19 protein-coding genes are annotated in these 26,897 nt (G+C 66.5%); 6 read left to right on the top strand and 13 right to left on the bottom strand.

The annotated features are described in order from the left end of the window. Nucleotides 1-32 precede the first annotated feature (32 nt). The gene (lysS, locus tag ACOOHP_RS07725; RefSeq protein ID WP_420465870.1) at nucleotides 33-1,532 is read left to right on the top strand and encodes a lysine--tRNA ligase; all 1,500 of its coding nucleotides are present in this window, start codon (nucleotides 33-35) and stop codon (nucleotides 1,530-1,532) included. A gap of 174 nt (nucleotides 1,533-1,706) precedes the next feature. Here the strand turns inward: lysS and ACOOHP_RS07730 are convergent, their stop codons facing one another. Beyond that, complete coding sequence (locus tag ACOOHP_RS07730) at nucleotides 1,707-2,669, bottom strand: IS5 family transposase (RefSeq protein ID WP_420464632.1); 963 nt, start codon at nucleotides 2,667-2,669, stop codon at nucleotides 1,707-1,709. A gap of 271 nt (nucleotides 2,670-2,940) precedes the next feature. Here ACOOHP_RS07730 and ACOOHP_RS07735 point away from each other — a divergent pair, with 271 nt between their 5' ends. Continuing rightward, nucleotides 2,941-4,869, top strand: a complete 1,929-nt coding sequence (locus ACOOHP_RS07735; protein ID WP_420465871.1) for a putative bifunctional diguanylate cyclase/phosphodiesterase — start codon at nucleotides 2,941-2,943, stop codon at nucleotides 4,867-4,869. 188 nt (nucleotides 4,870-5,057) lie between these two features. Here ACOOHP_RS07735 and ACOOHP_RS07740 read toward each other — a convergent pair whose 3' ends face one another. From ACOOHP_RS07740 to ACOOHP_RS07760, 5 genes are read right to left on the bottom strand one after another with little or no spacing between them, the layout of a single operon-like run. Continuing rightward, nucleotides 5,058-5,849, bottom strand: a complete 792-nt coding sequence (locus tag ACOOHP_RS07740) for an MlaE family ABC transporter permease (RefSeq protein ID WP_420465872.1) — start codon at nucleotides 5,847-5,849, stop codon at nucleotides 5,058-5,060. Further along, complete coding sequence (locus ACOOHP_RS07745; protein WP_420465873.1) at nucleotides 5,846-6,148, bottom strand: STAS domain-containing protein; 303 nt, start codon at nucleotides 6,146-6,148, stop codon at nucleotides 5,846-5,848. Before ACOOHP_RS07745 ends, ACOOHP_RS07740 begins: the two co-directional genes overlap by 4 nt. Next, a complete protein-coding gene (locus ACOOHP_RS07750; RefSeq protein ID WP_420465874.1) occupies nucleotides 6,145-6,585 on the bottom strand; it encodes a hypothetical protein in 441 nt (146 codons plus the stop codon). The genes ACOOHP_RS07745 and ACOOHP_RS07750 overlap by 4 nt, the downstream gene beginning before the upstream one ends. A 4-nt stretch (nucleotides 6,586-6,589) precedes the next feature. Further along, entirely contained in the window at nucleotides 6,590-7,600 is a 1,011-nt protein-coding gene (locus ACOOHP_RS07755) for an NAD-dependent epimerase/dehydratase family protein (protein WP_420465875.1), read from the bottom strand. Nucleotides 7,601-7,648: 48 nt separating this feature from the next. Further along, entirely contained in the window at nucleotides 7,649-8,803 is a 1,155-nt protein-coding gene (locus ACOOHP_RS07760) for an MraY family glycosyltransferase (RefSeq protein ID WP_420465876.1), read from the bottom strand. Between the two features lie 281 nt (nucleotides 8,804-9,084). Here ACOOHP_RS07760 and ACOOHP_RS07765 point away from each other — a divergent pair, with 281 nt between their 5' ends. Further along, nucleotides 9,085-10,110 (top strand): AI-2E family transporter, encoded by a 1,026-nt coding sequence (locus ACOOHP_RS07765; RefSeq protein ID WP_420465877.1) that lies wholly within the window; start codon nucleotides 9,085-9,087, stop codon nucleotides 10,108-10,110. 25 nt (nucleotides 10,111-10,135) lie between these two features. After that, nucleotides 10,136-10,795, top strand: coding sequence for a glutathione S-transferase family protein (locus ACOOHP_RS07770; protein ID WP_420465878.1), 660 nt, complete (start codon nucleotides 10,136-10,138; stop codon nucleotides 10,793-10,795). A gap of 18 nt (nucleotides 10,796-10,813) precedes the next feature. Here ACOOHP_RS07770 and ACOOHP_RS07775 read toward each other — a convergent pair whose 3' ends face one another. Next, the gene (locus tag ACOOHP_RS07775) at nucleotides 10,814-12,142 is read right to left on the bottom strand and encodes a class II 3-deoxy-7-phosphoheptulonate synthase (protein WP_420465879.1); all 1,329 of its coding nucleotides are present in this window, start codon (nucleotides 12,140-12,142) and stop codon (nucleotides 10,814-10,816) included. Next, complete coding sequence (locus ACOOHP_RS07780) at nucleotides 12,139-12,363, bottom strand: hypothetical protein (RefSeq protein ID WP_420465880.1); 225 nt, start codon at nucleotides 12,361-12,363, stop codon at nucleotides 12,139-12,141. The genes ACOOHP_RS07775 and ACOOHP_RS07780 overlap by 4 nt, the downstream gene beginning before the upstream one ends. Before the next feature lie 70 nt (nucleotides 12,364-12,433). Between ACOOHP_RS07780 and ACOOHP_RS07785 the strand changes: the two genes are divergently transcribed. Both ACOOHP_RS07785 and ACOOHP_RS07790 read left to right on the top strand, forming a co-directional pair. After that, entirely contained in the window at nucleotides 12,434-14,956 is a 2,523-nt protein-coding gene (locus tag ACOOHP_RS07785; RefSeq protein ID WP_420465881.1) for a TRAFs-binding domain-containing protein, read from the top strand. Continuing rightward, on the top strand, nucleotides 14,953-15,618 hold the full coding sequence (locus ACOOHP_RS07790) for a cyclic nucleotide-binding domain-containing protein (RefSeq protein WP_420465882.1): 666 nt from the start codon (nucleotides 14,953-14,955) through the stop codon (nucleotides 15,616-15,618). The genes ACOOHP_RS07785 and ACOOHP_RS07790 overlap by 4 nt, the downstream gene beginning before the upstream one ends. Here the strand turns inward: ACOOHP_RS07790 and ACOOHP_RS07795 are convergent. The 5 genes from ACOOHP_RS07795 to ACOOHP_RS07815 form a co-directional block, all read right to left on the bottom strand. After that, nucleotides 15,593-16,984, bottom strand: coding sequence for an SDR family oxidoreductase (locus ACOOHP_RS07795; RefSeq protein WP_420465883.1), 1,392 nt, complete (start codon nucleotides 16,982-16,984; stop codon nucleotides 15,593-15,595). The two genes, ACOOHP_RS07790 and ACOOHP_RS07795, sit on opposite strands and share 26 nt — an antisense overlap. Before the next feature lie 242 nt (nucleotides 16,985-17,226). Continuing rightward, nucleotides 17,227-22,305, bottom strand: coding sequence for a protein kinase domain-containing protein (locus tag ACOOHP_RS07800; RefSeq protein ID WP_420465884.1), 5,079 nt, complete (start codon nucleotides 22,303-22,305; stop codon nucleotides 17,227-17,229). Then, complete coding sequence (locus ACOOHP_RS07805) at nucleotides 22,293-23,741, bottom strand: DUF1302 family protein (protein WP_420465885.1); 1,449 nt, start codon at nucleotides 23,739-23,741, stop codon at nucleotides 22,293-22,295. The genes ACOOHP_RS07800 and ACOOHP_RS07805 overlap by 13 nt, the downstream gene beginning before the upstream one ends. Beyond that, entirely contained in the window at nucleotides 23,738-24,529 is a 792-nt protein-coding gene (locus ACOOHP_RS07810; RefSeq protein ID WP_420465886.1) for an outer membrane lipoprotein-sorting protein, read from the bottom strand. Before ACOOHP_RS07810 ends, ACOOHP_RS07805 begins: the two co-directional genes overlap by 4 nt. Further along, nucleotides 24,526-26,889 (bottom strand): efflux RND transporter permease subunit, encoded by a 2,364-nt coding sequence (locus tag ACOOHP_RS07815; RefSeq protein WP_420465887.1) that lies wholly within the window; start codon nucleotides 26,887-26,889, stop codon nucleotides 24,526-24,528. The genes ACOOHP_RS07810 and ACOOHP_RS07815 overlap by 4 nt, the downstream gene beginning before the upstream one ends. Nucleotides 26,890-26,897 lie beyond the last annotated feature (8 nt).

The raw sequence follows: 26,897 nt of genomic DNA on the forward strand, positions 1-26,897 counted from the left end.
TGCGTGATTCTTCAAAGCTTGAAAAGAGCCCCATGACCGACGCCTCCCGACCCGAAGACGAGAACCACATCATCGCCACCCGCCGCGAGAAGCTCGCCGCGCTGCGTGAGCAAGGCCGGGCGTTTCCCAACACCTTCCGACGCGACACGCTCGCCGAGCATCTGCACGGCACCTACGGTTCACGGGAACCGGAATCGCTGGATGCCGAGCCTGCACGTTTCAGACTCGCCGGCCGCCTGATGGCCAAACGCATCATGGGCAAGGCCAGTTTCGGCCAGCTGCAGGATTCGTCGGGTCGCATCCAGGTCTTCGTCAAGCTCGACACGCTGGGCCCGGAGCAGTACGACGCATTCAAGACCGCCGATGTCGGCGATCTGTTCGGCGTGGAAGGCCGAGTGTTCAAGACCAAGTCCGGCGAGCTTTCGGTTTGGGCCGAATCCATCGAGCTGCTGGTCAAGTCGCTGCGCCCGCTGCCGGAGAAGTGGGCGGGCCTGACCGACACCGAAATCCGTTACCGCCAGCGTTACGTGGATCTGATCGTCAATCCCGAGGTGAAGCAGGCGTTCGAGAAGCGCGGCCGCACGGTGGCCTTCATCCGCCGGTTTCTGGATGCCCTGGGCTTTGTCGAGGTCGAAACACCGATGTTGCAGCCGATCGCCGGCGGCGCCGCCGCGCGGCCGTTCGTGACCCACCACAATGCGCTTGATCGCGAGCTGTATCTGCGCATCGCACCGGAGCTGTACCTCAAGCGTCTGGTGGTTGGCGGTTTTGAGCGTGTGTACGAGATCAATCGCAATTTTCGCAACGAGGGGCTATCCACGCGCCACAACCCCGAGTTCACCATGCTGGAGTTCTACCAGGCTTATGCGGATTACCGCGACGCCATGGACCTGGTGGAAACCCTGATTCGCGACACCACGCTGGCAGTCAACGGGTCCGGCAAACTGGACTATCAGGGGCAGGCATACGACCTGGAACGGCCGTTCAACCGGTGGTCGATGAAACAGGCGGTGGAACGCTTCAACCCCCAGTTCGATGCCTCTCGCAGCGCGGACCGCGATTACCTCGCAGACTTTGCCCGGCAGATCGGTGTCGGTATCAAACCGGCTTACGGCGCCGGCAAGCTGCTGACGGAAATCTTCGAAAAGACGGTGGAGGCTCATCTGCTGCAGCCCACCTTTATCACCGAGTATCCCACCGAGGTATCGCCACTGGCGCGCCGCAGCGACGCCGACCCCGAGGTCACCGACCGCTTCGAATTCTTTGTCGGCGGCCGCGAGGTGGCCAACGGCTTTTCGGAGTTGAACGACCCGGAAGACCAGGCCGCGCGCTTCAAGGCCCAGGTGCAGGCCAAGGACGCCGGCGACGACGAGGCCATGGTGTTCGACGCCGATTACATCCGCGCCCTGGAGTACGGCCTGCCGCCGACCGCAGGCGTGGGGATCGGCATCGACCGGCTGGTGATGTTTCTGACCGACGCGCCGAGTATCCGGGATGTGCTGCTGTTTCCGCAGATGAAGCCCGAGGCTTGAACCGGTCGATCCGCAACGGCGCGGGCCGGGCGGGCGCGATTCGGCTAGGGATTCTCTGATTTACCTGGTGACTGGCGCCCCAAGCCGATAAGAAATCCGAATTATGGGTGCTTGGATCGCCTCGGATGCCTCGTTTCTTGGCCTTTCGGCCTCAATCGCTGTGCAGCAGGCGGATTACGCCTGCTGCAGCTTCATCAATTGAGCGCGCGCCAGGTACAGGTTGGCCAGCGCGCAGGTCACCTGCAGCCGGTGCAGGTTCTTCGCCAGACCGCGGTAGCGGACCTTGGTAAAACCGAAGCGCAGCTTGATCACCGCAAAGACGTGCTCGACCTTGGCGCGCACCTTGGACTTGGTCCGGTTCTTCGCCCGCTCTGATTCGTCGATGACGCCCTTGAGACGGTAGCGCCGGTTGGTGAAATCCAGCGCCTGCGGGGCCTTCTCACGAATGACGCTGCCCTGACCGCGATACGCCTGATCACCCCACACCCGCGTCTCCTGGCCGTGCAGCAGTTCCGGCAATACCCGGCAGTCGGCCACGTTCGCCGCCGTGGCTTGTACCGAATGAATCAGCCGGGTCCGGCTGTCGACACCCACGTGCGCCTTCATGCCGAAGTACCACTGGTTGCCTTTCTTGGTCTGGTGCATCTCGGGATCGCGCTGCTGTTGCTGATTCTTGGTCGAACTCGGCGCGCCAATGATCGTGGCATCCACGATCGTCCCTTTGCTGATCTTGAAGCCCTGCTCCTGAAGGTAGCGCTGGACCTGGTCAAACAGCGGCTTGCCCAGGGTGTTGCGCTCCAGCAGGTGGCGGAACTTGCAGATCGTGGTTTCGTCCGGCGGCGCCTCCAGGCCCAGGTCAATCCCCGCAAAACGGCGCATCGACGCCGAGTCGTACAAGGCCTCCTCGGCCGCCGGGTCCGACAGATCGAACCACTGCTGCAGAAAGTAGATCCGCAGCATCCGCTCCAGTGCTATCGGTGGCCGTCCGCCGCTGCCGGTATCCTTGAAGTAATACGGCTCGATCACCTCGCACAGCGAGGACCACGGCATCACCGAGTCCATCTGCTCCAGGAAGCGCGCCCGCTTGGTCGTGCGCGCGTACTTCTCAAATCCACTGCCCAGGCTCTGTTGCTTCATCAAAGTCATCCGTCTGTCCGTTCCAGATTGAAACGCAAACAGCGTGCAACTTCGAGAGGTAAATCAGAGAATCCCTAGACGACGACACCGATGGCCGTGGGCGCTGCACCCGCGAGCGCCTGCCTGGGCGCGCAAGCCGACGTCGGGGTCAGGTCCGGGCCGGGGTCCGGTCTCAATTGCCACGTGCAAACCTGCGTCACGGCTTCGATTTTGGTTGACGGCTATCGCCAGCCCGATTAAGAAGAGGTGTATCGGAGGCGCTCGCGGGGAGATGCTGTCCGACGGAGCCATGGACTCGACCCAGCAGGCCAGGATATTCGTGGCGGACCACCCGGTCGACGACCGGGCGTGGGCCAGTGTGGCCATGCACGGATTGGGGTCGGTCATGCAGTGGCAGAGTGGCGAGCGGCTGCTGGGCGACGTGCTGAGCAACACCCTGCCCGATCTGCTGTTCATCGCCGACCCCTTGCCGGACGTGCGTGGCCTGGACATCTGCCGACGCCTGGCCCGCGACCCGGTGACCCGGGCCTTGCCGGTGGTCATGCTCAGCGCGGACACCAGCGAGGCCTATGTGCGTACCGCGCTGGAAGCCGGCGCCATCGATGTGCTTCAAAAACCGCTGAATCCGGATCTGCTGCGCGTACGCATTCGCAGCTACCTGGCCCTGGGCGAACAGGCGCAGTCACTGAGCTTCGAGGCCAGAACACGCTCTGAGGAGCTGGAGCGCATGGTGCAGACCATGCGCACGGAGCTGGCGGAACGCGAGCAGACCATGGCGCGCGCCGAATTCCTGTTCAGCCACGACCTCATCACCGGCTTGCCCAACCGGCGCCACATGCTGGAACTGCTCGAGCGCGTGCGCCGTCGCGCCGCCAACCAGAATCTGCCGATGGCGCTGGTGGGGGTTTGTCTGGACCACTTCGGGGCGTTGCAGGCCTCCATCGCCAAGGAGACCTTCGACCGCCTGCTGGTCTCCATCGGTGGCTGCATCCAGCATGCACTGCGACCGATGGATTTCGTGGCGCGGGTGTCCGAGGACCTGTTCGCCGCGGTGTTGGTACCCGGTAACGCCGAAACTGCCGAGACCGCGGCGCGGCATGCGCGCGACGTCGCCGCCCGTGCCGCGCGCGCGCTGCAGGAGGATCTGCATATGGAGGGACGCATTCGCGGACTGCAGGTCCGCACGTCCATCTCGGTGTATCCGGAGGACGGCCGGCGTGCCAACGAGCTGCTCAATCACCTCGAATCGACCTTGCAGCTGACCCGCGACACCAACCCCATGCGCGATCGGCGCGGGACTACGCCGGACCTTGCGTCGGCCCTGTCGCTGGAGTTGCGGTTGCGGCGGGCGATGGAAAGCGACCGCCTGGTGCCGTACTACCAGCCCAAGCTGGATGCCCGCAGCGGCAAGCTGCTGGGCGGCGAGGCGCTGATCCGCTGGCCGTTGCGCAACGGCGAGTACGTCGGTCCGGGAGAGTTCGTGCCGGTGGCGGAAGCCGGGGGCTTGAGCCCCGCGCTGGACGACTACGTTCTCACCGCGGCCTGCTGCCAGATTGCGGAGTGGCAGGATCGTTTCGAGCACTTCCGCGTCGCAGTCAATCTGTCTGCGCTCAAGCTGCACCACCGCGGCATTTTCGATCGACTGCGGGAGCTGTTCGCCACTACGCGGGCGCGTGCAGAGCACCTTGAGCTTGAGATTACCGAAGGCGCGCTGATCACCGATTTCGACGCCGCCGCCAACTGGTTACGGGCAGTGCGCGAGATGGGCGTCACCGTTGCGCTCGACGATTTCGGTACCGGTTACTCTTCGCTGGCGTATCTGCGGCGGCTGCCGCTGGACGCCATCAAGATCGACCAGTCCTTCGTCACGGGCCTGGAAGAAGATCGAAGCAACGTGGCGATCGTGCGCGCCATGATCGCCATGGCCAAGGCCCTGGATCTGCGCGTGGTGGCCGAGGGCGTGGAAACCGCCAAGCAGGCCGACATCCTCACCCGTCTGGGCTGCGATGCACTGCAGGGGTTTCTCTACAGCGCTGCGGTGCCGGCGAGAATTTTCGAAACCATGTTGCAGGAGGGTCGCGTGGCGCCCCGGGTGCCGGTGCCTGCAGTGGGGTCCGGGCCGACCCTGGTGGTCTCCAACGACGGCGTGCGTGGCGGGCAGACCGCGAGTTCGCGTGAGGTGTTGCCGCGCGCGGGGTGAACGTGTTTCCGGTGTTCGTCGCACAGCGCATTGGTTTGGGCAGGCATCCGCCGATCATTGTCGTCGCGACAACCATCGGGGCGGCTTGATCGGCGCGATCCGCGCCGCCCTACCGACGAGCGGCGATGTCGCGCAAGTCGTGCCGAGCCTCCAACCCGCGCATGCGAGTCTGACCGCAGACCGCCGGATCAGGCGCGCGTGGCCAGAAACGCAAAGATCATGTCGGCGATCACGATGGCGGAAATCGCATGCACCACCGAACGGGTGGTGACCCTGCCCACACCTTCGGCACCGCCGCTGACACCGATGCCGTTGACTACGCCAACCAGAGTGATCAACAGCGCGAACAGAGCGCTCTTGCCCACGCCGTGCAGGATGTCGCCGATCTCGCTGGCCTGCTGCAGATCGTTCAGATACGCCGGGAAGGAGATGCCCAGTTCGGCGGTGATATAGATCCCCGCGCCCAGCAGTGCCACGCAATCGGCAAACCAGGTCAGGGCGGGCAGCATGACCAGCATCGCCAGCAGCGGCGGTGCCACCAGATAGCGCACCGGGTTGATGCCGATGACGGTCAGTGCGCTGATCTCCTCGTTGATTTTCATCATGCCCAGGCGTGCGGCCAGCGCAGAACCCGAACGTCCCGCCACCAGGATGCCGGTGATCAGCGGGGCAAACTCGCGGGTCACCGACAAGGTCACGCCGAGCGTCACCTGACTCTCGGCGCCGAACAGCGACAGGCTGTAGATGCCCTGGATGGCCACCATCATGCCGATGGCGAATGACAGTACGAACACGATGGGTATGGCACCGATACCGATCTCCACCGCCTGACGGATCACCGAATCCAGTCGTACCGGTTGCCCGCGTGCCGGCCCGGTGAACACCCAGGCCAGGCTTTCCAGCAGCAGCAGCATCGCCAGCCCCATTTCGGAAATGCCGGTCAGGGTCTGGCGTCCGAGTGCCTCGAGCCGCGTTCTCATCGGTCGATTTCGATCAGGTCATCCAGCCGGGTCAGCTTCAGCATCCTGCCGACCGCGTCACCCGCCTGAGTCAGCCGCAGATTCAAGCCTGCGGCCCTGGCCTTATGCAGCGCTTCCACCAGCACGGCGATTCCTGCCGTATCCAGGCGTCGAACCGCGCCGAGATCGACGACCACCGATTCTCCCTGTGCCAGTGCCTGCAGCAGTTCGCGGCGCACCTCGGGTGCTCGCTCGATCTCCACGTCGCCACTCCACTGCAAATGTCGCAGTCCGCGGCCGGAGACGGAGGGCGCGCTCATTCGGCTCCAGTGCCTGGATCGGGCGTCGTCGGTGAGTCAGCCTGCGCGGTGGGGGACGCCGCTGCGGTGGCGTCCGCCGTCTTGGCCTTGCCCAGATCGCGAAACTCTACCGGCAGGGTCCACTCGCCGAGGTCGTAGCCGGCGGCCAGCATGGTGCGCACCAAGCGTTCCAGCGGCCGGCTGCTGCCACGCGTGCCCTGGATGCTGCCCGGCCGCGAGACCAACACCTGGAACTGGTCCAGAAAGCGCGCACGGTCGCTCAGCAGGTTGCTGCTGGGCGGCCGCGATTGGGCCCATTTCTGTACCTGTACCAGATCCTGGGTCGGCACCACGACGGCACCGTGCCCGTCCATGACGATGCAGGCCAGATCGCCCTGACGCAGTACCCGGCCGCGCCCGGTGGCGGATTCGAACAGATTGCGTGCAACGGCGGCCATGTGCTCAGACCCGGTGGTAGTGGCGAAACCAGCGTACGAACTCGCCCAAGCCGGATTCGAGCGAGGTGGATGGCGCGAATCCGGCATCGCGCGCCAGGTCGCCGATGTCGGCGAAGGTCGCTTCGATATCGCCAGGCTGCATGGGCATATCGACCCGGATTGCCGGGCGTTCCAGCAGATGCTCCAGCAATTCGATGAACTGCGGCAGTTCGACCGGCCGATGATGCCCGACGTTGTAGAGGCGGTAGGGCGCGGCGCTGCTGGAGGCATCGGGTGTCAGGCCGTTCCATTGCGGATCGGGACGGGCAGGTTGGTCGATCAGGCGCAGCATGACGCCGATGGCGTCGCCCACGTAGGTGAAGTCGCGCCGCATGTGCCCGCGGTTATAGACCTGAATGGGTTCGCCTGCGACGATGGCGCGAGCGAACTTGTAGTAGGCCATATCCGGCCGGCCCCAGGGCCCGTAGACCGTAAAGAACCGCAGACCGGTGCAGGGCAGCGCGTACAGGTGAGCGTAGGCATGCGCCATCAGTTCGTTGGACTTCTTGGTGGCCGCGTACACCGACACCGGATGATCCACCGGCTGCGCGGTAGACCATGGCAGGCTGGCATTACTGCCGTAGACCGATGACGACGAGGCGTACAGCAGGTGTCCGACCTGTTGCCGACGGCAGCCTTCGAGCACGTGCGCAAAGCCGACCATGTTGCTGCTGACGTAGGTCAGCGGGTTTTCGATGGAGTAACGCACGCCGGCCTGAGCCGCCAGATGCACCACGCGATCGAAACCATGCCGGTCGAACAGCGCTGTCACGGCGTCCGCCTGCGCAAGGTCCAGCTTGAGGAACCGAAACGCACGGTGATCGCTCAACTGCGACAGCCGTGCCTGTTTGAGCGCGGGATCGTAGTAATCGTTGAGATTGTCGACCCCGGTGACCGTGTGGCCGCCGGCCAGCAAGGCCAGGCTGAGGTGATAACCGATGAATCCGGCAGCGCCAGTCACGAGGATGTGAGCCATGCCGGCCATTATGTCAGGCCGGTGCCGCGGCCCTGAGCTCGCTGAGGCTTATTCCTCCGCCGGCAGCGAAGGACGCTCGGCCGGCTGCACCGGGCCATTGCGGCGCTTGCGTGGCACCTGCAGCAATCGCGGGCTACGGAAACGCGCCAGGCGCCGATACAGCAGGCCGTAGGTCACGACGAACAGCGCGGCGAAACCCATCAGAATCGGAGTGGAGTTCCAGAACAGCAGGGCCGGCGCCGCGCACATCAGACCCAGCACCCAGATATACAGGGAGGTCATGGAATTGGGGATTGCCAGTCCCGCCCCCTGCGCACGGCCCTGCGGACGCACCAGCCGACGGTAGATCAGATGATGCAGATGCAGGGCGTCCGGCTCGCTCCAGGAGCGTTGTCGCGTGATCTCGCGCCGGTAGGAGGAAAACAGCGTGTCCCAGATCGGATACGCCAGCAGCAGCAGGCAGAACCAGGGGGATACCTCGGGATTGCGCATCACCAGCAGCACCGACATCTCGCCGAGCGAAAATCCCAGGAAATAGGCGCCGGCATCACCGAGAAAGACCTTCCCGAACGGGAAGTTCCAGGCCAGAAAACCCAGCAAGGCGCCGCAGTACAGCAACGACAGGCCCTGCAGCAAAGGGTCCGATACCAGCGTCGAAACGATGAAGAAGGCCGCAAAGCAGATCACGCAATAGAACGACGACAGGCCGTTGAAGCCATCGATGATGTTGATCGAATGCGCCACGCCGCCGACCGCAAACGCGGTGAAGATAAAAGCGGCAAACCAGAAGTTGATCAACAGCCAGTCGATGCCGGGAACATCCACCCGGCGCAGTTGCCCATCCAGCAAGAACCAGGCGGCCCACGCGGACAGGAAGGTCGCCAGCAGCCGGACGTGAGGCCCCAGTTTGTTGCGCAGGTCTTCGAGCAAACCGACGGCAAAGGCCGGTACCGCACATAGCAGCAGACCCAGCGCCAACTCACGCTGCGGCAGTTGCGGCCAGGCCAGCACCGCCAGCAACAGCGTCAGGAACAGGGGCAGTCCTCCCAGCCGCGACGCGGCATGGCGGTGGACACGCTGAACGCCCTGAGTGCGGTCGGCATTCACGCCCAGGCGGCGGGACAGCACCACGGTCAGTCCGGTCAGCCCGGTCCCGGCGAGAGCCCAGACCAAGATCAGCCAGAAGCCTTCAATGCCGAGCATCGGTAGCCCAGAGCGAAGCGCGAGGGTGCGGGCCGAACATGGTGTTTCCGAATGCGATGCCGGGGTGACGGATGCGCAGCCCTGGGGGCCAAGCGTCCGATGAATTGTTGCAAATCAATGACAGTGAAGATCATGCCTGCGGGCGACGTGGCTGCCAACCCGTTGTGGATACCCGGATGGTCGCCTCGCTCGGTCGGATGGTAACGCTGGCGCCGGACACGAGCCTGAACCGGCTGCGCTGGCCTGCTGCCGTCGGTGCTTGCGGCTATGCTCATTGGCATATGAACTCATTCGCTCTACCGGGCCCGGCGTCGCGGCTGGACGTGATCGCATGGATCCTCATGGCCCTGGGCCTGCTGCTGATCCTGTATCTGGAACTGCTTCCGGCCCTGCTGGGCGGGCTGCTGGTATTCGAACTGGTACGGTTGCTGACCCCGTTGGTGACCCGGGCCGAGATCAGCAGCGACTGGGCCCGCATCATCGTGGTGGCTGCGATCTCGGCGCTGGTGGTGGCAGGCGTCAGTCTGTTGATCATCGGCGTGATCTCGTTTTTCCGCAGCGATGCCGGAAACCTGTCGGCCCTGCTGACCAAGCTGGCGGAGATCATCGATCAGTCGCGCAACCGTCTGCCGCCCTGGGCCCTGCAGTATCTGCCGGAGACGGCCGAAGAACTGCGCGCCGCGGTCACCGCCTGGCTGCGCGAACATTCCAGCGCCCTGCAGGGCGTCGGCAAGGACTTCGCACGCGCGCTGGCTCACATTCTCATCGGCATGGTGGTGGGCGCCCTGCTGGCCCTGCGCGAGGCGATGACCACGGTCGAACGCCGGCCGCTGGCCGAGGCCCTGGTGGAGCGCACCGAACGCCTGGGCCGCTCGTTCCGGCGCGTGGTGTTCGCCCAGGTGTGGATTGCGGCGCTCAACGCCACCCTGACCGGACTTTATCTGGCCGTGGCTCTGCCGTTGATGGGCATCGACCTGCCGCTGACCAAGACGCTGATCGCGGTGACCTTCGTGTGCGGTCTGCTGCCGGTGGTGGGCAATCTGATTTCCAACACCGTCATCGTGGTGGTGAGCCTGAGCCAGTCCCTGTTCGTGGCGATCGGGTCGTTGACCTACCTGGTGGTGATACACAAGCTCGAGTATTTTCTCAACGCGCGCATCATCGGTTCGCGCATCCGCGCCAAGGCTTGGGAAATGCTGGTGGCGATGCTGATGATGGAAGCCGCGTTCGGTATCGCCGGGCTGATCGCGGCGCCGATCTACTACGCCTATCTCAAGGACGAGCTGCAGGATCGCGGACTCGTCTGAATCCCCCATGACGGAGGACCGACCTGTGCTGAAAGTGCACCACCTGAGCAACTCGCGTTCGCAGCGCATCCTGTGGCTGCTCGAAGAACTGGACCTGGATTACGAGCTGGTACTGCACCCGCGCGATCCGGTCACCGTGCGCTCGCCGGAATCGCTGTTCAAGATCCACCCGCTGGGCAAGGGCCCTACTATCGAGCACGACGGCGGTGCGTTGCCCGAGTCCGGCGCGATCATCGACTTCGTCACCCGCAAGCTGGCCGGCGGCAGGCTCAGCGTGCCCGAGTCGTCGCCGGAATTCTCCGATTACCTGTTCTGGCTGCTCTACGCCGAAGGCTCGGCCATGGGCCCTGTTGTTTTCGACCTGCTCGACGGCATGACCGGTGGCGGTTGCGGCGAAGCGCTGCGCGGCTTTTATCTCAACGAGGTCAAGCACAGCTTCGACTTCATGGAGAACGTCCTGTCACGCCAGGAGCCCTTCCTGGCCAGCGGGTTTACCGCCGCCGACATCAACATGACCTGGGTGCTGGAACTGTCCGAGCCCTGCGGACATCTCGAAGCTCACCCCCGGATGACCGCCTACCTGCGTCGCATGCAGGCGCGTCCGGCCTATGCACGTGCCATGCAAAAGGGCGGCAGGCAGGACCTGACGATGTTCAGACCGGCCCAGCCGCTGCCGCTGACCTGAGCGGCGCCCGGGCAGGCGCTAGCGCCGCAACGCCGCCATCTTCAGCGCCAGCTCCATCGCCTGCTCGTAGTTGAGGCGCGGATCGACCTGTGACCGGTACGCGCGCTCCAGGTCTTTCTCGGTCAGATCGCGCGCGCCGCCCAGGCATTCGGTGACGTCCTCGCCGGTCAGTTCCAGATGCACGCCGCCAAGGCGGGAGCCGCAGGCCGCGTGGATGTCGAAGGACTGCGTGACCTCCGAAAGAATGTCGTCGAAGCGCCTCGTCTTGATGCCGTTGCCCAGGGTCTGTGTGTTGCCGTGCATGGGATCGGAGAGCCACAGTACGCGACGCCCCTCGCGCTTCACCGTCTCGATCAGACGGGGCAGGTGATTCGCAATCTCGCCCGCTCCCATGCGGTGGATCAGCACCAGCCGGCCCGCTTCGTTGTCCGGGTTGAGCGTGCGACACAGGCCCAGCAGCCAGGCCTCGTCGATCGCCGGGCCGATCTTGACGCCTACCGGATTGGCGATGCCGCGACAGTATTCGACGTGCGCGCCGTCCAGGTCGGCGGTGCGCATGCCGATCCACGGAAAATGCGTGGACAGGTTGTACCAGCCGATCTTGCGCGGGACCTGTCGGGTCTGCGCCTGCTCGTACCACAGCAGCAGCGCCTCGTGACTGGTGTGGAAATCCACGCGGTTGAACGCGTGCAGCTCGGTGCCGGCCAGACGCTCCATGAAACGCAGCGAATCGCCGATGGCGTCCACCCGCGCCTGGTACTCCGCTGCCAACGGCGAATGACCGACCCAGGCCAGGTCCCAGTACTCGGGGTGGTGCAGATCGGCGAAGCCGCCGTCGATCAAGCCGCGCACGAAGTTGATGGTCATGGCCGAGCGGGTGTGCCCTTCGATCAGGCGTTGCGGATCGGGAATGCGCGCTTGCGGAGTGAATTCCGGCGCGTTGACCAGATCGCCGCGATAGGCGGGCAGGGTGACGCCGTCACGCGTCTCGGTGTCGGCGGAACGCGGCTTGGCGTACTGCCCGGCAAAGCGTCCCAGGCGCGTCACCCGCATTTTCATGCCATGGACCAGCACCAGCGACATCTGCAGCAGCACCTTGAGCCGGTTGGTGATGATCTCCGGCCGGCAATCGGCGAAAGACTCCGCGCAGTCGCCGCCCTGCAGCACGAAGCGCTTGCCGGCCTCGGCCTCGGCCAGTTGCGTGCGCAGGGCATCGACCTCCCAGGACGTCACCAGCGGCGGCAGGCCGCGTAGCGATTCGACTGCGCGTGCCAGGGCTGCGCTATCGGGATAGTTGGGTTGCTGCACCGCGGAGCGGGTTTGCCAGGATTCGGGATTCCAGTTCACGTCGGCTCCAGGAAAGGCTTCACCATAACTGAGCGGCTGCGCCAAAGCGTCAGGCTCTTACCGCCAGCCATGCTGACATTCGGGCGTCGCGGAATCCTGTTGCCCGGAGTGGCCTGTCCGGCAGACGGTGCGAGCCCTTGCAGGCATCTAGCCCACGCTTCGTCGGCATGGCTGCGGCTGACGAAGGCCTGGTAGCGGTAGCGGGCGGGGTCGTATTCCATGGACCGCGGTTCTTGACGGCAGACTGTGGTGGATTGACGCTGCGACCATGTTGCCCCAGATGATCACGGCGTGACGACCGGACCCGATGGTGTCGAGGAGCAGAGTGGCTTGCCGCCGCTGAAGCTCTGGCAATGGCTGCGCTTGATCGACGAGGCGCGCAAGGGGCGCGATGCACCCTTCCTCATCGGCGGCAGCGGTCACCTGTTGCTCAGCGCGGCGGAGGAGGACCACGTCGCCGAAGTGTTGTCCGAAGAGGTGCTGCCTGAGATCGTGCGTCTGAGCCGTGGCCGCCGCGTGCTGCTCATGTGCGGGTTGGCACCGGGGGCGGATCTGCTGTTTCAGCGGGCCGCGCAAAAATGGCTGGCGGCGCGCGGTGTCGCTCATGACGCCATCGGGCTGTTACCGGTGCCGACCGCACAGCTGGCCGAGGACTGGTCGGCGCGCGCCAATCGAGACGGCTACACCGTTTCCGCACGCGATCGCGCCCGCATCCTCGGTGAAGTGGAAGACGCCAGGAGCGCCTGTGCCGCGGTGGTGCAACTCTACGAAAGCGACGCTGGAGAGCAGCTGGACAGCCGGTCGTTCCGGCAGCAGCAGTACCGAATTCTCGGCGCGGTGCTGGCGACCCGTGCCGACGCCTTGGTCGCGGTGCTGCGTCACGACAACGCTACCGACCCCGGCGGGACCGCAGAAGTGGTCGCCTGGCGCCGCGATCCCAGCCGTATACCTGAGCATCTGCGGCCGGTGACGCCCCAGCGCACGGCGAGCACCGGTGCTCTGTTCTTGATCAACCCGCGTGCCGGGATGGCTGCGCAGGATGATCGGCGTTCGGCGTCGGCGCAGTTGGCACAACGAACGCTGGCCGAGGAAGAGCGCGTCGTTCGAGCCGCCGAAGAGGCCCTTGCCCGTGGCAACGATCTGCTGTGCAACGACCTGGTTTACCGCGCCTTCGAACGCGGCCTGAATACGCCGGCGCTGGCTTGGCTGCGGGTCCAGTCGCTGGCCAGCGCCGGCAGCACCGTGCTGGCGCGACGTCAGTACGATGAACTGGCGCCGGAGCCCTCGCAGCGCGACTCGCGCTGGTTCACCTTGCTCGGACGCTTGGAAAAAGATCTGGGCATGCGCGGCGGAGCTCAGGGCCGGCAGCATTTTCTGACCGCTGCCGAATCCTACCTGCAGGCCTGGCGGCTGAAACCGGACAGCTACCCGGCGATCAACGCCGCCAGCCTGTTCCTGCTCGCCGGGGATCGCGAAACGGCCGCCCACTGGGCGCAGCAGGCGCTGCGATTGGCCGGCCAGGCGCAGCTCGGCGAGGACGCGGACCGCTATTTTCTGCATGCCACCGTCGCCGAGGCCTCGCTACTGCTGGGCGATACCGCCGGCCTCAGGGAGGCACTGATCGAGGCGGACCGGCTGTTGCCCGGAGACTACTCGCGGCGCCAGGTCACCTTGCGTCAACTCCGACGTGTATGCGAAGCACTTGGGGTCAGCACCTCAGTACTCCGCGAGCTCAGCCTGCCGCCGCTGATTTTTCTGGCCCGCGATGGCCCGCTCCTGCCCACGCCGACAGAGAATTTTCGGCTGCACGACGGCGACCTGCCTGCGCACGCGCTCTTGTTTGCCAGTCTCAGCGACATATTCGATCTGTCGGTGATCGAGCCGCTGATGATCCGGGGGCGCAGTCTTTCCGTGAGCCTGCCGTTCAGTGCCAACGCGATGATCGAGCAGGCTCACCGTCGCTACGGCGCCAGATGGGGCCAGCGCCTGGAGTCATGTCTGGCGCGCGCGCAACGGGTGTCGACCAATCGCGGCTTTCTGGAACCCGAGCTGCCCTGGTCGACGCTGCAGGCACGCCGGCATGCACTCGGCCAGGCGTTGCTCTGGGCCAGCCGCTCGGACGGAGCGTTTCGTAACCTGCAGATCCGCTCCGAGCCGGGTGGCGCACGCCTGGAAGCCTTACCCGTGCTTGCAGCCGGTCCGCAGCGCATGCAGCAGGCGGTGTTGCAGGCTCAGTCGGTGCTGGACGAACCTGGGATGCCGCGGGGTCGTCGCATGGTGGGTCTGATCTTTGCCGACATTGCCGGCTTCATGCGTCTGGACGACCCCGACCTGCCGCAGTTTTGGGACGTGGTCATGCGAGGAATCGCCGAGACCCTCGACGCGCAGCGCGAGCGCATCCTGCTGCGCCAGACCTGGGGAGATGCGTTGCACGTAGTCACCACCGACGCGGCGACGGCCGCCGCCGTTGCCAGCGGAATCCAGGCTCTGATCCAGCAACTTGTCGAACTTCCCGACAGCCCGTTCCCGGCGCTGGAGCTGCGGGTGGCGGCGCACTACGCACCGGTTTTCGAAGGATTCGATCCGATCCAGCACGCGCGCACATATTTCGGTACTCAGTTGACCTTCACCGCCCGGATCGAGCCGGTTACGCCGCCGGGGCAGGTGTACGTCACCGAGGGGCTGGCCGCGCAGCTGGCGATCGAAGCGCCCGACGCTTTTGCCTGCGAATATGTCGGCGAGATCCAGCTCGCCAAGCGCTTTGGAAACTACCGCGTGTATGCCATGCGCGCGACCTCAGGAGAGCGTCGGTGATCCAGACCATCGCCGAAAAAATTGCTCGCGATCCGGCGATGCAAGCCCTGTTTTCGAGCGGCCTGCGGCGCCAGTACCCGCGCCAGCACGTGCTGTTGCCCGAAGGCTCGCGACCTTCGAGCCTGTATTTGTTGATGGCCGGCACCCTCGCCGTGAGCACTCGCGGGAAGGATGGCGAGGACCTGCTGCTGGCCTATTTCCATCCCGGCGACTTCTTCGGCGAGATGGGCCTGTTTCCGGACGTCAGCGCGCGCAGCGCCTGCATCCAGACGCGCACCGAATGTTCGGTATTGGAGATCGGTTACGACCGCTTTCTGAATCTGACGCGGACCCATCCCACGCTGTGGATCGAGGTGGCTTCGCAGCTCGCCTTTCGCCTGCGCGCGGTAAACCGCCGGCTGGCGGAAATGCCGACGCTGCATGCCGCAGACCGCATCTGGCTGGTGCTGCAGGAACTGGCGCTGCGCGCCGACGCGCCGCACGTGGCCGAAGGCAAGTTGCTGCGCGTCACTCGCCTGGACCTGGGCAAGCTCGCCGGCTGCACCCGCGAACTGGCCGGCATGGTGCTGCGTGACCTGGCTACCGATGGCCGCGTGATACTGCGCGGACAGAACGTCATCGTACGCACCGACGCACTCACGCCCGCGCAGCCTGTCGCTTGAATGGTGGCTCTTCCCGCATTGCCGGCGTCGGCGCCGCCATCGAGGCCGAGGCGCTGATCGCCTTGCGCCTGAGGACGCTGCGCACGTAGGCCTCGTCGATCAATCGCGGTAGATACTGTCTGCCGTGCGCCGCAAAGTATTCCTGCGTCAGACGGGTATCGAAGCGCGTGTGTTCGGGTCGCAGCAGATAGGGCTCGAGCATTTGCGTGCGCCGGTACGCCAGGCGCATGTAGCGGCCTGCAACCGGTACTAGGCCGAGCAAGCGCGTCGCCCAGCGGAACACCGACATGCCGCGCACGATCCGTACGCGCTGGATGAAACGCGGCGGCTGCTCCAGCGCGCGCAGGGTCATGGTTGCCAGCGACTCCAGTGTCTGCGCGCGCGGGTTGCTCAGGTGCAAGTAGCGTACGCGCGGCTGTGCCGGTTGCTCTGGCCGATGCAGTTCGATACCGATCGATGCCCATGCGTAGCGCTCCACGTCCTCTGCATCGATCAGGTCGATCACCCCGGTGCGATTGCCCAGGATCGGCAGCCAGGGAAAGCGCAGGCGCAGGACGCCACGCGAAACCAGGTCGATCAACCGGTAGCAGGGCCGGTCCAGCTTGAGCAGGCGCTGCAGCCAAGGTCTGACCTCGGCGCGCATCACCCCCTGCGTGAGCGAGTCCAGCCAGGCGATGTATCCGTCCGGCGTCTCCAGCCCGGTGACGATGCTCGGGCGCAGGATGGTGGCCCGGCGATGTTGCGACTGCGCAGCCCATGCCTCCACCAGATGCTCGCCTTCGCACTTGGAGTGTTCGTAGGAATTGTTGAATCGATGGCTGGCGATCGGCCCCTCGGCCAGCAGTCCGCGCGCGGTGCCGTGGGAATATGCGGTACTGAAATGGAACAGATGTTCGACGCGACAAGGCCGTGAACGCAGGGCCAGACCATCGATCGCGCGCAGCAGGCACTGCAGCCCCTCTACGTTGGTGCGCAGGTTCTGTTCGATGATCGCTTGCCGTCGCGCCGCAGATTGGCCGGGATGGTCCATGCTCAGCGAGGCAGCGACGTTCAACACCACCAGGCTGGTGTAGTTGCCCTGGTCGATCACCCGGCCGAGCTGGTCTGCGATGGCGGGTTCATCAAAGTCGGCGAGGTCGCCGCTGAGCGTGTGCGCGCGACCCGCATGGCCATGCAGGCCCAGTGCACCCAGCATCTGGAGCACGCGCCGATCGGCCGATTCCAAGCCCCCTCCGGGCTTGCGTGCGTCGCGCACCAGCAACAGTACATTGGCGCCGTCGATCAGCAGCCGGCGCACCATGCGCCGTCCCAGAAAGCCGGTCGCGCCGGTGACCAGGAACAACCTCGATGGCTGCGCTGTATTCATTGCCAAGCACTCCTCAACGACCCCGGCGCGGGACCTTCCGCGACCTTCAGTGGCCACAGCCTAGAAGGACACCGCGAGCGAAACTGTGAGCCGGCCCGCGTTTCAGGCGGGGTTCGGGTCGTCGCATCGGTGAGCCGCTGCCGGCATGGCGGACCGGTGCATGCTCGCCCCACGGCTTCGGGTCGTCTGTGCGGTCCAGCGCCTTGGTTCGTCGCGCGGCGGGATCGGATCGCCCGTTACGGTTACTGCCACAGCAGCGCGTGCGCCGCGTGTTCGCCTGCCAGACCCTTGAGGCTCAGCCGTCGCTGCGGTCCGTAAGAGAATTCCACGTCGCCGGCGCGTTCGCGCACCGCGTCGGATACCAGCACTTCCTCGCCGCTGGCCTGGGCGGCAATACGCGCAGCAATGATCACGCTGCGTCCGAAGAATTTGTGGGCGTCCTGGATCGCTTCACCGCTGTGCAGGCCCATGCGTACGCGCAGCGCGTCCTGCGGATACGTGGCGTTGTGTTCCCGCAGTTGCTGCTGGATGGCAATGGCGCAGCGCTGCGCCTGCGAGGCGCTGGCGAACACCAGCACAAAGCCATCGCCCTGCAATTCCACCTCACGGCCGTCGTGACGGTGCAGCTCGCGTCGCACGATGCGGTTGTGGCGCTGCATGACGCGCAGCGCGGCGCTGTCGCCAAGGCGCTCGGTCATCTGGGTGAAACCTTCGACGTCGCTGAAAAGAATGGTCACGGTGCCGTCCTCGCCTGCAATCAGGTCGAGATCGGTGCCGCGTGCGGCGGGCACGCGCGCGATGCGTTCGACCACCGTCTGCGGTGTCCCGGACGGCAGGGCGGGTTCGATATCGAGGTCCGACAACAGTTCGTGCATGCCGCGCAGATCTACTCTGGCGCTGCGTCGTACCTCGGCGGGTGCCGGTCCTTCCGGCGCAAATCCACCGAACATCTCGACCAGTCGCGACGCCACGGACAGGTCGCCCTCGACCTCGGTCAGGCCTTCCACCATGGCGGCCACCGGGTTGAGCTGTCCCACCGTGATGCGCATCAGCGTCGCCACCGACATGCGCACCGACACTGCCGGACGGGCACCGTCGCCACGCCGGGCTTGCGCGCCGCGGGCGGTCACGCTCAGGGTCCACAGCGCAGCCTCGCGGCCGGTTTCGGGATAGGTGAGTTCATAGCGGATGTCGCCGCTGAAGCCGAAGCCGGCGCTGCGCTGATAGGACATGGCCATCAACCCGAACAGGATCGCCTGAGTCCGGGCTCCGCCGAAACGGCGTTCCAGGATCACGTCGCTGTCGTGGTGTACCCAGCGGCCCAGCAGACGTTGTGCGGCATGGCGCAGGGCGGACTGGATGCGCTGCCACTGACGCGCGATCCAACGCGGCAGCAGACCAACGACACGATGATCCGCGGTGCCGGCGTGTCGTCGCGGCTGGTCGCCGGTTTCTCCGAGCAGCCAGAAATCCAGGCGCTGGCGAGCGGCCGGGTCGCGCCCCAGCTCGCGCACGCGGCGGCGAAACCATGGCCGCTCGCACAGGCTGGAGATGCCCCGTTCGCGACACTCGCGGCGCGTGCCGGCCAGCAGTTCCGCGCCTGCGCGTATCCCGGCCGGGTCGGTGCCCAGTGCCAGCAGCACCGCGCTTAGGGTCTGCGTGTACAGGGCGTAGGGGCGGTCGCGCATGCGCTCGCATACTGCCACCGCGCGCTCCAGGTGCTGCCCGGCCTGTTCGCGGCGCTGCAACAGCAGCGCCAGAGCCGCCAGTGCAAACGCTACCGGACCGCGCGAGCCCAGTGCCGGCGGCACCATCGCGTAGCGATCCTCGTACGGCGCAAGCAGCTCGTACAGGCGCAGCGCGGCGCGCTGGTGACCGCAGGCGAACGCTGCGAACGCGAACATCACTGCGCCGTTGAACCACAGCGCGTCGCGACGCATATCGGTGAAATCGCGTCCGCTCCATTCGTCGAACTCGCGGCGGGCCTCGTCGTCACGACCGTTGTCGGCCACGATCAGGACCACCGCGGCACGCCAGGAAGGAATCGACGGGTAGCGCGCGGCAAACCCGCGAAAGCCCGCCTCCAGTTCCGCCGTGCGTGCCTGAAAGAAGCGGATCACGCCGATCTGCGCACCCCAGATCATCACGCCGTTGCGGTCTTCGGCGCGGCCTGCGAGTTCGCGCGCACCGGTGGCGATGGCTTCGGCTTGTGCGACCCGGGCGTCCATCAGTGCCTGGGTGGCGCGCAGCACTTCACTGAACCAGCGGTGCTGGACTTCCCGCAGGTCCTCGGCCTGGCGGCAGTAGCCCTCGATGTAGCTATCCAGGGTGTCGCGGTCGGGGCAGGTCGTGAGGTCGAAGAACTGCAGCACCTGGGCATGCAGGACCAGGCCGCGATCGCCGCTGGCCTGGGCCAGCGCAATGCAGCGCGCCACGCGCTCGGCATAGCCTTGCGCGTGATCGGGTCCGGTACGTCCGTAGCATTGCGCCGCCGCGGCAACCGCTGCAGCGACAGAACCGTCCAGCCCCTGCGCATAGCGCACCGCCTCGTCGGCGAGGTGGCCGCCGTACTCCCAGCCGGCCGACCAATAGAGTTCCAGGGTCAGACGCGCGGCCAGGGCTGCACGCAGGTCGGCATGCTGTTCGCCTACCGCGGCGCGGGCGCGCTTGAGCCAGTCCACCAGGCGCCGGTCCATGTCCAGGCCGGCCCACCAGGATGCGCCGAAGTTGACGCTGCCCAGGCCCAGCGCCGCCTGCGCCAGGGTCACGACCTCGCCTTCGCGCTCGGCCAGTGTGGCGGCGGTGATGTAGCACTCCTCGGCGCGCTGGGTCTCGGCGCTGCGGCGAAGCGAATCGGCTAGACGCAGCAGCAGGCGGGCGCGTTCGGGTGCGCGGTCCGCGCCCTGACGATCCAGCGCGCGCAGCGCGCGTTCGAACTGACGGGTGGCTTCCTCGTAGGCCAGGTTGCGGATCGACCATTCGCCGGCGCGCAGGCAGTACGCCACGGCGCGATCCACGGTGTCGGCGCTCATGCCGCGAAAGTAATGATGGGCCAGTTCCGGCAGTCGGGCGTCGCGGTCGGCGATGGCAGCGCCGGTCGGCGATCGTTCGTCCTTCAACTGCTGTTCGATGATCTCGCCGGCGCGGCAGTGCAGGGCGGCGCGATCGCGTTCGCGTATCTGTTCGTACAGCGCTTCGCGCATCAGTGCGTGCGCAAAGGAATAGCGCCGAGCGGCGGGCAAGGCCTGCAGCACCTTGGCTTCCACCGCTTCGGCCAGCGCCGAAGCCAGGCGGCCGGGCTTGAGATCGGCAATGCGGTCGAGCTGCGCGGCGTCGAATTCGCGCCCCAGCACCGATGCGATTCGTAGCGCGATCAGGCAGGTGTCGGACAGCCGATCCAAACGCCGGCCAAGAACCTCGCGCACGCTGTCGGGCAGGCGTACGTGCAGGCCCTCGGCGCGCGGCACCCAGCGTTCGCCCTCGCGCACCAGCAGCCCCTGTTCGACCAGATGACGGAACGATTCGGTGACGAAGAACGGATTGCCTTCGGTGACCTGGGCCAGTCCATGGGCGAAGGCAGTGGGCAGATGGCCGCCGGCCATCGCTTCGAGCAGGCGATGCACCTCATCGGCCTTCAGACCGCTGACGGTCAGGCTGCGATGCTGCGGCAGGCGCTTGAGCGCCAGTAGTACCGCATGCAGCGGATGGCGCGGGCCGACTTCGCCGACGCGCGTGGTGGACAGCAGCAGCACCCGCGCTTCGGCGAGCTCGCGCACCAGGAACTGCAACAGCAGCATGGAAGGCTTGTCGGCCCAGTGCAGGTCGTCGACCACCACCACCAGCGGCCGCTCACCGGCGACACGGCGCAAAAAGCCGGCAAAGGCGTCGAACAGGCGGAAGCGGCGCTGCTCGGGGTCGCCGTCGGCGGCCGCGGCGACAACCTGGGGCAGCCGTTCGCACAACTCGGGCAACACCTGCACGATGTCGGAGGCGCCGGGACCCAGGTGCTGGAGCAGGACATTGTCCTCACAGGCCTGGGCACAGACACGCAACACCTGCACCCAAGGCCAGTACACCGGCGCGCCGTCGCCCTCGTGGCAGCGACCGATGACCACCAGCGCGCCCGATGACGCGGCACGCCGGCGGAACTCCAGCACCAGCCGGGTCTTGCCCATGCCCGGTTCGGCCGCCACCACCAGGCTGCGCCCATGCCCGGCGCGTACGTTATCCATCGCAGCGGCCAGCGCCTGCAGTTCGTCCTCGCGTCCGATGAACAGGTGGCCGTCGCCCGGACTGCTGAGGTCGATTGCCGCCGGTGCGTCTGCCGCCTGCAGAACGGCCTGCACGGCGGCGGCGTTGGGTGGACGCTGCGCGGGATCGGCGGCGAGCAGGCTCAGAACCAGCCGGTCCAGCGTCTCGGGCACCGCAGGATTCATCCGCGACGGTGCCGCCGCGTTGCGCGCAACGCCATGCGACGCTACTCCCAGCAGATCCACCGCGACGAATGGCAGATGCCCGCTGAGCATCTCGTAGAGCACCACCCCCAGCGCGTACAGGTCGCCGCGCACATCGGGCTCTTCTCCGCGCGCCTGCTCCGGCGGCAGATAGGCCAGCGTTCCGGCGACCAGATCGGTCCCGGTCAGGCGCGCCTGCTCGGGCAGGCGTGCCAGGCCGAAATCGCCCAGGCGCACGCGACCGTTCTGCGCCAGCCACAGATTCTCCGGCTTCAGGTCGCGATGGATCACGCCGTGGGAATGCACGTGGGCAAGCGCTGCGCAGATATCGGCCGCCAGCAGCAGCGCCTGGTCCACGGGCAGGCGGTGATCGGGCGCAGTTGCCAGGCGGTCGGCCAGGGTACCGCCGGGCATGAACTCGGTGACGATGTACCAGGTGCCGCGGTCCTCGCCGATGTCGAAGATCTGGACGATGCCGGGGTGATCGCCCAGCCGCGCCATCACCCTGGCTTCGCGCAGCACACGCTCGCGTACCTGGCCGTCGGCCGCATCGTTCTTGAGCAGGGCCAGCGCCACCTCGCGATCCAGCCGGGTGTCCTGGGCCAGAAATACCTGCTTGCGACCGCCTTCGCCGAGCGGTCGCAGCAGGCGATAGCGCCCCTGGGCGACGCTGGCACGTGGCAGGCGTTCCGAGCTGCGATGCGTCCGCGCAGCGGACCCGGTGCTGGATGCATGCGTCCCGCAAGCAGGGCAGAAGGCGTCGCCAGGCTGGGACGGGCGGCCACACTGCCCGCACGTGCCCAACGCAGGGCGGCGACCGCGCTTCCACACGGAGAGCTTCTCCATGGCCGTGCTCAAGGCGTCCATGCCAGTTCCATGCTCAGGCGGTCGCGTGCGTCGAACTGGCCGAAAGCGCCGTCGCGGTCGCCTTCGAACACATCGCCGCCGAAACGCAGTTGCCAGGCGTCGTCCACGCGCAGGGCCAGGCGCAGGCGCAGCAGCAGATCGCCGCGATCGGCTGAAGCGATGCCGAAGATCTCGCCGGCGAGACGGTTGCGCAACAGTTCGTCGCGCCACAGCAGGCTGACGTAGGGATTGCGATCCGGCACCTGGTAGTGGCCTCGATCACGCACATAGCCCAGCTCGCCGAGCTGCACCGACACCAGCCCCTGATCGCGCACCAGCAGATCGATGCCCAGGACCGCGCCATATGCCGGCGCGCTCGCGCTCAGACCATCGCCGGGCAGGTCCAGCGCCGGCAGTGGCGCGCGATCGGTGTACAGGCTCTCGAAGCGCAGCAGAGCCGGTCCCAGCGGATGGCTGGCCTGCGCGCCGAACGAATGGCTGAGGCGATAACTGCGCTGGATCAGGAGCTGCGCGCCATCCACCGCCAACGATACTTGCGGCACGTCAGGATGGTGGCGCAAGCCGACCAGTGCCAGGTCGAGCCGCCGCCAGCGCGTGCGCAGACGGGCGCCGTATTCGACGCTGCGCAGGCTCAGTCCGGGGCGGGTGCGCTGCTCGCGAAGGTTGGGTTGCAAGACCTGCAGCAGCGCCTCGGGTAGCAGCGGATCGGCGAGGTTACCGAGCCCGCCCAACAACGGATCGATCAGGTCCAGCAGCGTCGCGTCCGACCTGTCGGCCAGCGCCGCGTTCAAGTTCAGGCGCAGCAGCTCCGTTGCGCCCAGGCTTTGTAAGCCACCCTGCGGCGTGAGTTGCGGCGAAGTGATCTGGTAGAGCGCGCCGGATTCCGGCAGGTCGTGAAAGCTCAGGTCCGGGATCAGCACCAGGTCCAGACTGGTGGTGTCGGAATAGTCCCGCTCCGCGCGCAAGGACCACAACGCGGTGCGGGAGTCTTCGAAGTCGTCGAGAATGAACTCGCGAAAGCTCTGCGGATTGACGATGTCCAGCACCTTCAAGCCATCGGATGCGCCCCACACGATCTGCTGCTTGCCGGCGCGCAGGCCCCAGTCGCCGACGCCGATCGCCAGGTACAGCTCGCGCAGCTCGGCGCTGGCGTGGTCGCCCAGCAGGGCGCGACGGTTGGCCTGAGACCGGTTGCTCTGCGGCGGCTGGCCCGGCTCGAGACGGTCCTCGGCATCGGCTTCGGCGCGCCCCACCGCCACCAGCTCGCCCCAGGCGTAGGCCTGCTCCATCCGTAACGCCGCGGTCAGTCCGGTGGACTGCGGACGCGGTGCCTGCAGACCGTGCGCAGTGTGCAGGTGCAGGCTCGGCAGCCAGTCGGCCGCATTGGCCGGCGGCGCGCACAGGGCGATCAGCAGCAGAGCGCCGAGCCACCTCATCCGCCGCGCTCCAGGCCCTGAGGGCTGAGGCGTTCGGCGGGGAAGTCGGCGTCGTTGACGATGCTGGAGAAGCGCAGCTCGGTGCGATGCCCGGTCTTGTGATTGCGCACCGTGATCCGGTTGGCGGTGAGGATGCCGTCCAGGATCTGCCACTGGTCGTACTCGATCGTCTTGAGGCGCTCGCCCTGCGCGTCCTGGTAATCCGAAGTCCGCACGAAGTGCTGGCGTGCGTCCACCACCCAGCGCCCGCGGCTGTAGCCCAGTGCGGCCTGGATGTCGGCTGACAGCGGCACGCCCTCGACCTCCCACAGGTCCGCTTCGCCCGGCAGCGCGCGCATGCTCACGAAGCGGTAGTCGGCCAGGTCCACCTTGCCGAAGTGACGCATGTCGTCGTAAGTCAGATCGGTGCCCAGGAAATAGCCGCCGCGTTCGGCCGCCGGGATCCGGCGTGCGCGCCGCAGCGCCGGCAGGTACAGCCAGCGGTCGTCACCAGAGGCGGCCAGGTCCCAGGACAGGAAACTGCTGCGGCGCAGGCTGCGCGGGCTTTCGAAATACAAGGCCAAGCGGCGGCCCTCGGAATCCTGATCGCGATAAGCAGTGGCGATGCGCACCTGCGCGGCGCCGGAACCGGGGGTGAGGATGAATTCCACGCGAGCCTGCTGGCGCCGGCCCTCGTCGCGGGCGGCGACTTGCTGCATCAGGGCGCGGGCCTGGGAGTCTTCCGCGGCTGCGTTGGAAATGGCCCCCAGGACGGGCAGCAACGCAAGGACCAACAACAGGCGCTTCATGACGGGCGCTCCGACCTGATTTCGGGAGCATCGAGCGGATCGGTTCGCAGCACGGCGCACCGGTTCATCCACAAAGCCTGCGCGGCTGGCAATATCAGCAAGGCCGCAAGATACGAGCCAATGACGGTGGTCGCGACCAGCAATCCGAAGCTGCGCAGCGGCGGAATGCTGGACAGGGTGGTGACCGAAAATCCAACCACGAGGATCAGCGCGTTGGCGCTCAGCGGTACGCCGCTGTCGGCGTACGCCCAACGAGTCAGGGCGGCGCCGCGCAGGCCCAGCTTGCGGCCGTTGTCCAACGAGTGCAGCACGTGGATGGCGAAGTCCACGCCCAGGCCGATGCCGATGGAAGCGAACATCGAGGTGGCCACGCTCAACCAGATGCCCAGCGCGCCCATCACCCCGAATACTGCGAGCACCGCGACGGTCACCGGGATCAGGCACAACAGGCCCTGAGTCCAGGATCGCAGCATGGCCGCAGCCAACAAAAACACGCCGACCAGGGCCATGAGCATGCCGGTCAGGGTCTGGTCCAGCAGCGGCGCAAACCAGGCCGCGGTCAGGTGGACCGGTCCGGTGACCTGAGCACTGATGCCCATCGGCGCAAAGCGCTGCGCCAACTGCGCTTCGAGCGCCGCGATGATGGGCTGCGAGTGCCGATAGGCGTTGCGCGTAAGGTGCCCACGCACATAGGCGTGGCGGCGCTGCGCATCGATCTCCTGGCGCAGGTCGCCTGGCTTGCCGGAGACCTCGTACAGAAACAGGAACTGCTCGACCTCGTCCTGACTGGCAGGCAGCGGAGTGTCGTGCGGAGCGGTGCCTGCAGCGCTGGCCGACACCGCGCGCACGATGTCCACAAAAGAGCTGCTGGCACCGAAGCCCCCGGTGTCGCGCATCCAGCCTTGAAGCAGGTCGATCTGGTGCAGCACGGCGGGTTCGGTCAGGCTGCGGCCTTCGGGCGCTTGCAGGTAAACGTCAAGATAGTGGGTGCCGGCGAAGCGCTGATTGAGCAAGCGGTCGGCGACCAGCACCGGCGCCTCGGGTCCGAAATTGAGAATGCGCTCCTCGTCCACGATGACGCGGGTGCTGGCCAGGCCGGCGATGACGGTCACGGCTAAACCCAGCGCGATGACCCGACCGGGATGTTCGGCGATCGCGTCCAGCCAGGCGGGCAGAGCCGCGCGTCGATCGCCGGATGTCATCGGCGAACCAGCCTGCAGGGCCTCCAGAGTGCGGGCCGCGGTGCAGCGGCGCAGCACGGCGGGCACCAGCACCAGGGTCAAGGCCCAGGCCACCATCACGCCGAGCGCGGCGTACAACCCATAGTCGCGCATCGGTTGCATGCTGCTCGACGCGGCCAGGCCCACGAAGCCGGCAACCGTGGTCAGCGAGGTCAGCAGCAGAGGTCGCCAGAGCTGCTCGCGCGCCTGGCTCAGCGCGGCGTCCAGATCCGGTGCCAGGCGCAGGCGCAGCAGGCGGCGCACGCGCCACACGTAGTGAATGCTGTCGGAGATCGCCACGCACAGCAGGATCGCCGGCAGACAACTGGTGATGATGTAGAGCGGCGACCCCAGCCAGCCCATGCTGCCGAGGGTTGCCAGCAAGGTGCCGAGCAACACTGCGCCCCCCGCCAGCACCGCTGCCCAGCTCCGAACGAACAAGCCCAGCAGCACCAACATCAGCACGCTGCAGATGGGTGTGAGCACGCGGGTGTCGCGGTCGATGTAGCGGGCCAGATAGCCGCTGGACGTGCCTTCGCCTGCGACGTGGATGCCGATGTGCGCGGGCAGCGCCAGCGCTTCCAGGCTACGGATCACGATGGGATAGAGATCGCCCGGATCGGTGTCGTTGCGCAGTTCGGCGACGATCAGCGCGGCCGAGCCGTCGGCGGCGACCAGAGTGCCAACCGCCATCGGCATCGCCGCCAGTGCGCGCTGCACCTGCGCCGGCGTGGATTCGGTGATAGGGCCATCTGCCAGCAACGGCGCCACGATCAGCGCATCGGCCTCGCTACGCACCCATTGCTGAGTGGACAGGCTGAAGACCTGCTCGGGATCGACGCCGGTGATGTTGTGCAGACGCTGGGTGACTTGGCGCACTGCACCGAGCGCCGCTGGGGTCCACAGCTCGCCCGGCTGTCCGAAATCCAGCGCAACGACGATGGGATCTTTGAGACCGAATTTCTCGCGTACCGTCTCACGCAGGTGCAGGGCGTCGCTGTCGCGCGGCACCAGCGCTTCGACAGAGCTGTTTTGCTGTAGCTGCGGGATCCCTGCCGCAGCGGCCATCACGGCCAGCAACAGCGGCAACAGCCAGCGACGTTCCTGCGATGGCCCCCGCCATATCGATGCTCCCTTCATTGCCCGTC

Source organism: Panacagrimonas sp. (assembly GCF_965216805.1).
Classification (GTDB): Bacteria; Pseudomonadota; Gammaproteobacteria; order Nevskiales; family Nevskiaceae; genus Panacagrimonas.

What these genes read in the sequence shown, in the direction of transcription:
- lysS (WP_420465870.1), top strand. Translation starts at nt 33, where the DNA reads ATGACCGACGCCTCCCGACCCGAAGACGAGAACCACATCATCGCCACC.
- ACOOHP_RS07730 (WP_420464632.1), bottom strand. Translation starts at nt 2,669, where the DNA reads ATGAAGCAACAGAGCCTGGGCAGTGGATTTGAGAAGTACGCGCGCACG.
- ACOOHP_RS07735 (WP_420465871.1), top strand. Translation starts at nt 2,941, where the DNA reads ATGCTGTCCGACGGAGCCATGGACTCGACCCAGCAGGCCAGGATATTC.
- ACOOHP_RS07740 (WP_420465872.1), bottom strand. Translation starts at nt 5,849, where the DNA reads ATGAGAACGCGGCTCGAGGCACTCGGACGCCAGACCCTGACCGGCATT.
- ACOOHP_RS07745 (WP_420465873.1), bottom strand. Translation starts at nt 6,148, where the DNA reads ATGAGCGCGCCCTCCGTCTCCGGCCGCGGACTGCGACATTTGCAGTGG.
- ACOOHP_RS07750 (WP_420465874.1), bottom strand. Translation starts at nt 6,585, where the DNA reads ATGGCCGCCGTTGCACGCAATCTGTTCGAATCCGCCACCGGGCGCGGC.
- ACOOHP_RS07755 (WP_420465875.1), bottom strand. Translation starts at nt 7,600, where the DNA reads ATGGCTCACATCCTCGTGACTGGCGCTGCCGGATTCATCGGTTATCAC.
- ACOOHP_RS07760 (WP_420465876.1), bottom strand. Translation starts at nt 8,803, where the DNA reads ATGCTCGGCATTGAAGGCTTCTGGCTGATCTTGGTCTGGGCTCTCGCC.
- ACOOHP_RS07765 (WP_420465877.1), top strand. Translation starts at nt 9,085, where the DNA reads ATGAACTCATTCGCTCTACCGGGCCCGGCGTCGCGGCTGGACGTGATC.
- ACOOHP_RS07780 (WP_420465880.1), bottom strand. Translation starts at nt 12,363, where the DNA reads ATGGAATACGACCCCGCCCGCTACCGCTACCAGGCCTTCGTCAGCCGC.
- ACOOHP_RS07795 (WP_420465883.1), bottom strand. Translation starts at nt 16,984, where the DNA reads ATGAATACAGCGCAGCCATCGAGGTTGTTCCTGGTCACCGGCGCGACC.
- ACOOHP_RS07800 (WP_420465884.1), bottom strand. Translation starts at nt 22,305, where the DNA reads ATGGACGCCTTGAGCACGGCCATGGAGAAGCTCTCCGTGTGGAAGCGC.
- ACOOHP_RS07805 (WP_420465885.1), bottom strand. Translation starts at nt 23,741, where the DNA reads ATGAGGTGGCTCGGCGCTCTGCTGCTGATCGCCCTGTGCGCGCCGCCG.
- ACOOHP_RS07810 (WP_420465886.1), bottom strand. Translation starts at nt 24,529, where the DNA reads ATGAAGCGCCTGTTGTTGGTCCTTGCGTTGCTGCCCGTCCTGGGGGCC.
- ACOOHP_RS07815 (WP_420465887.1), bottom strand. Translation starts at nt 26,889, where the DNA reads ATGAAGGGAGCATCGATATGGCGGGGGCCATCGCAGGAACGTCGCTGG.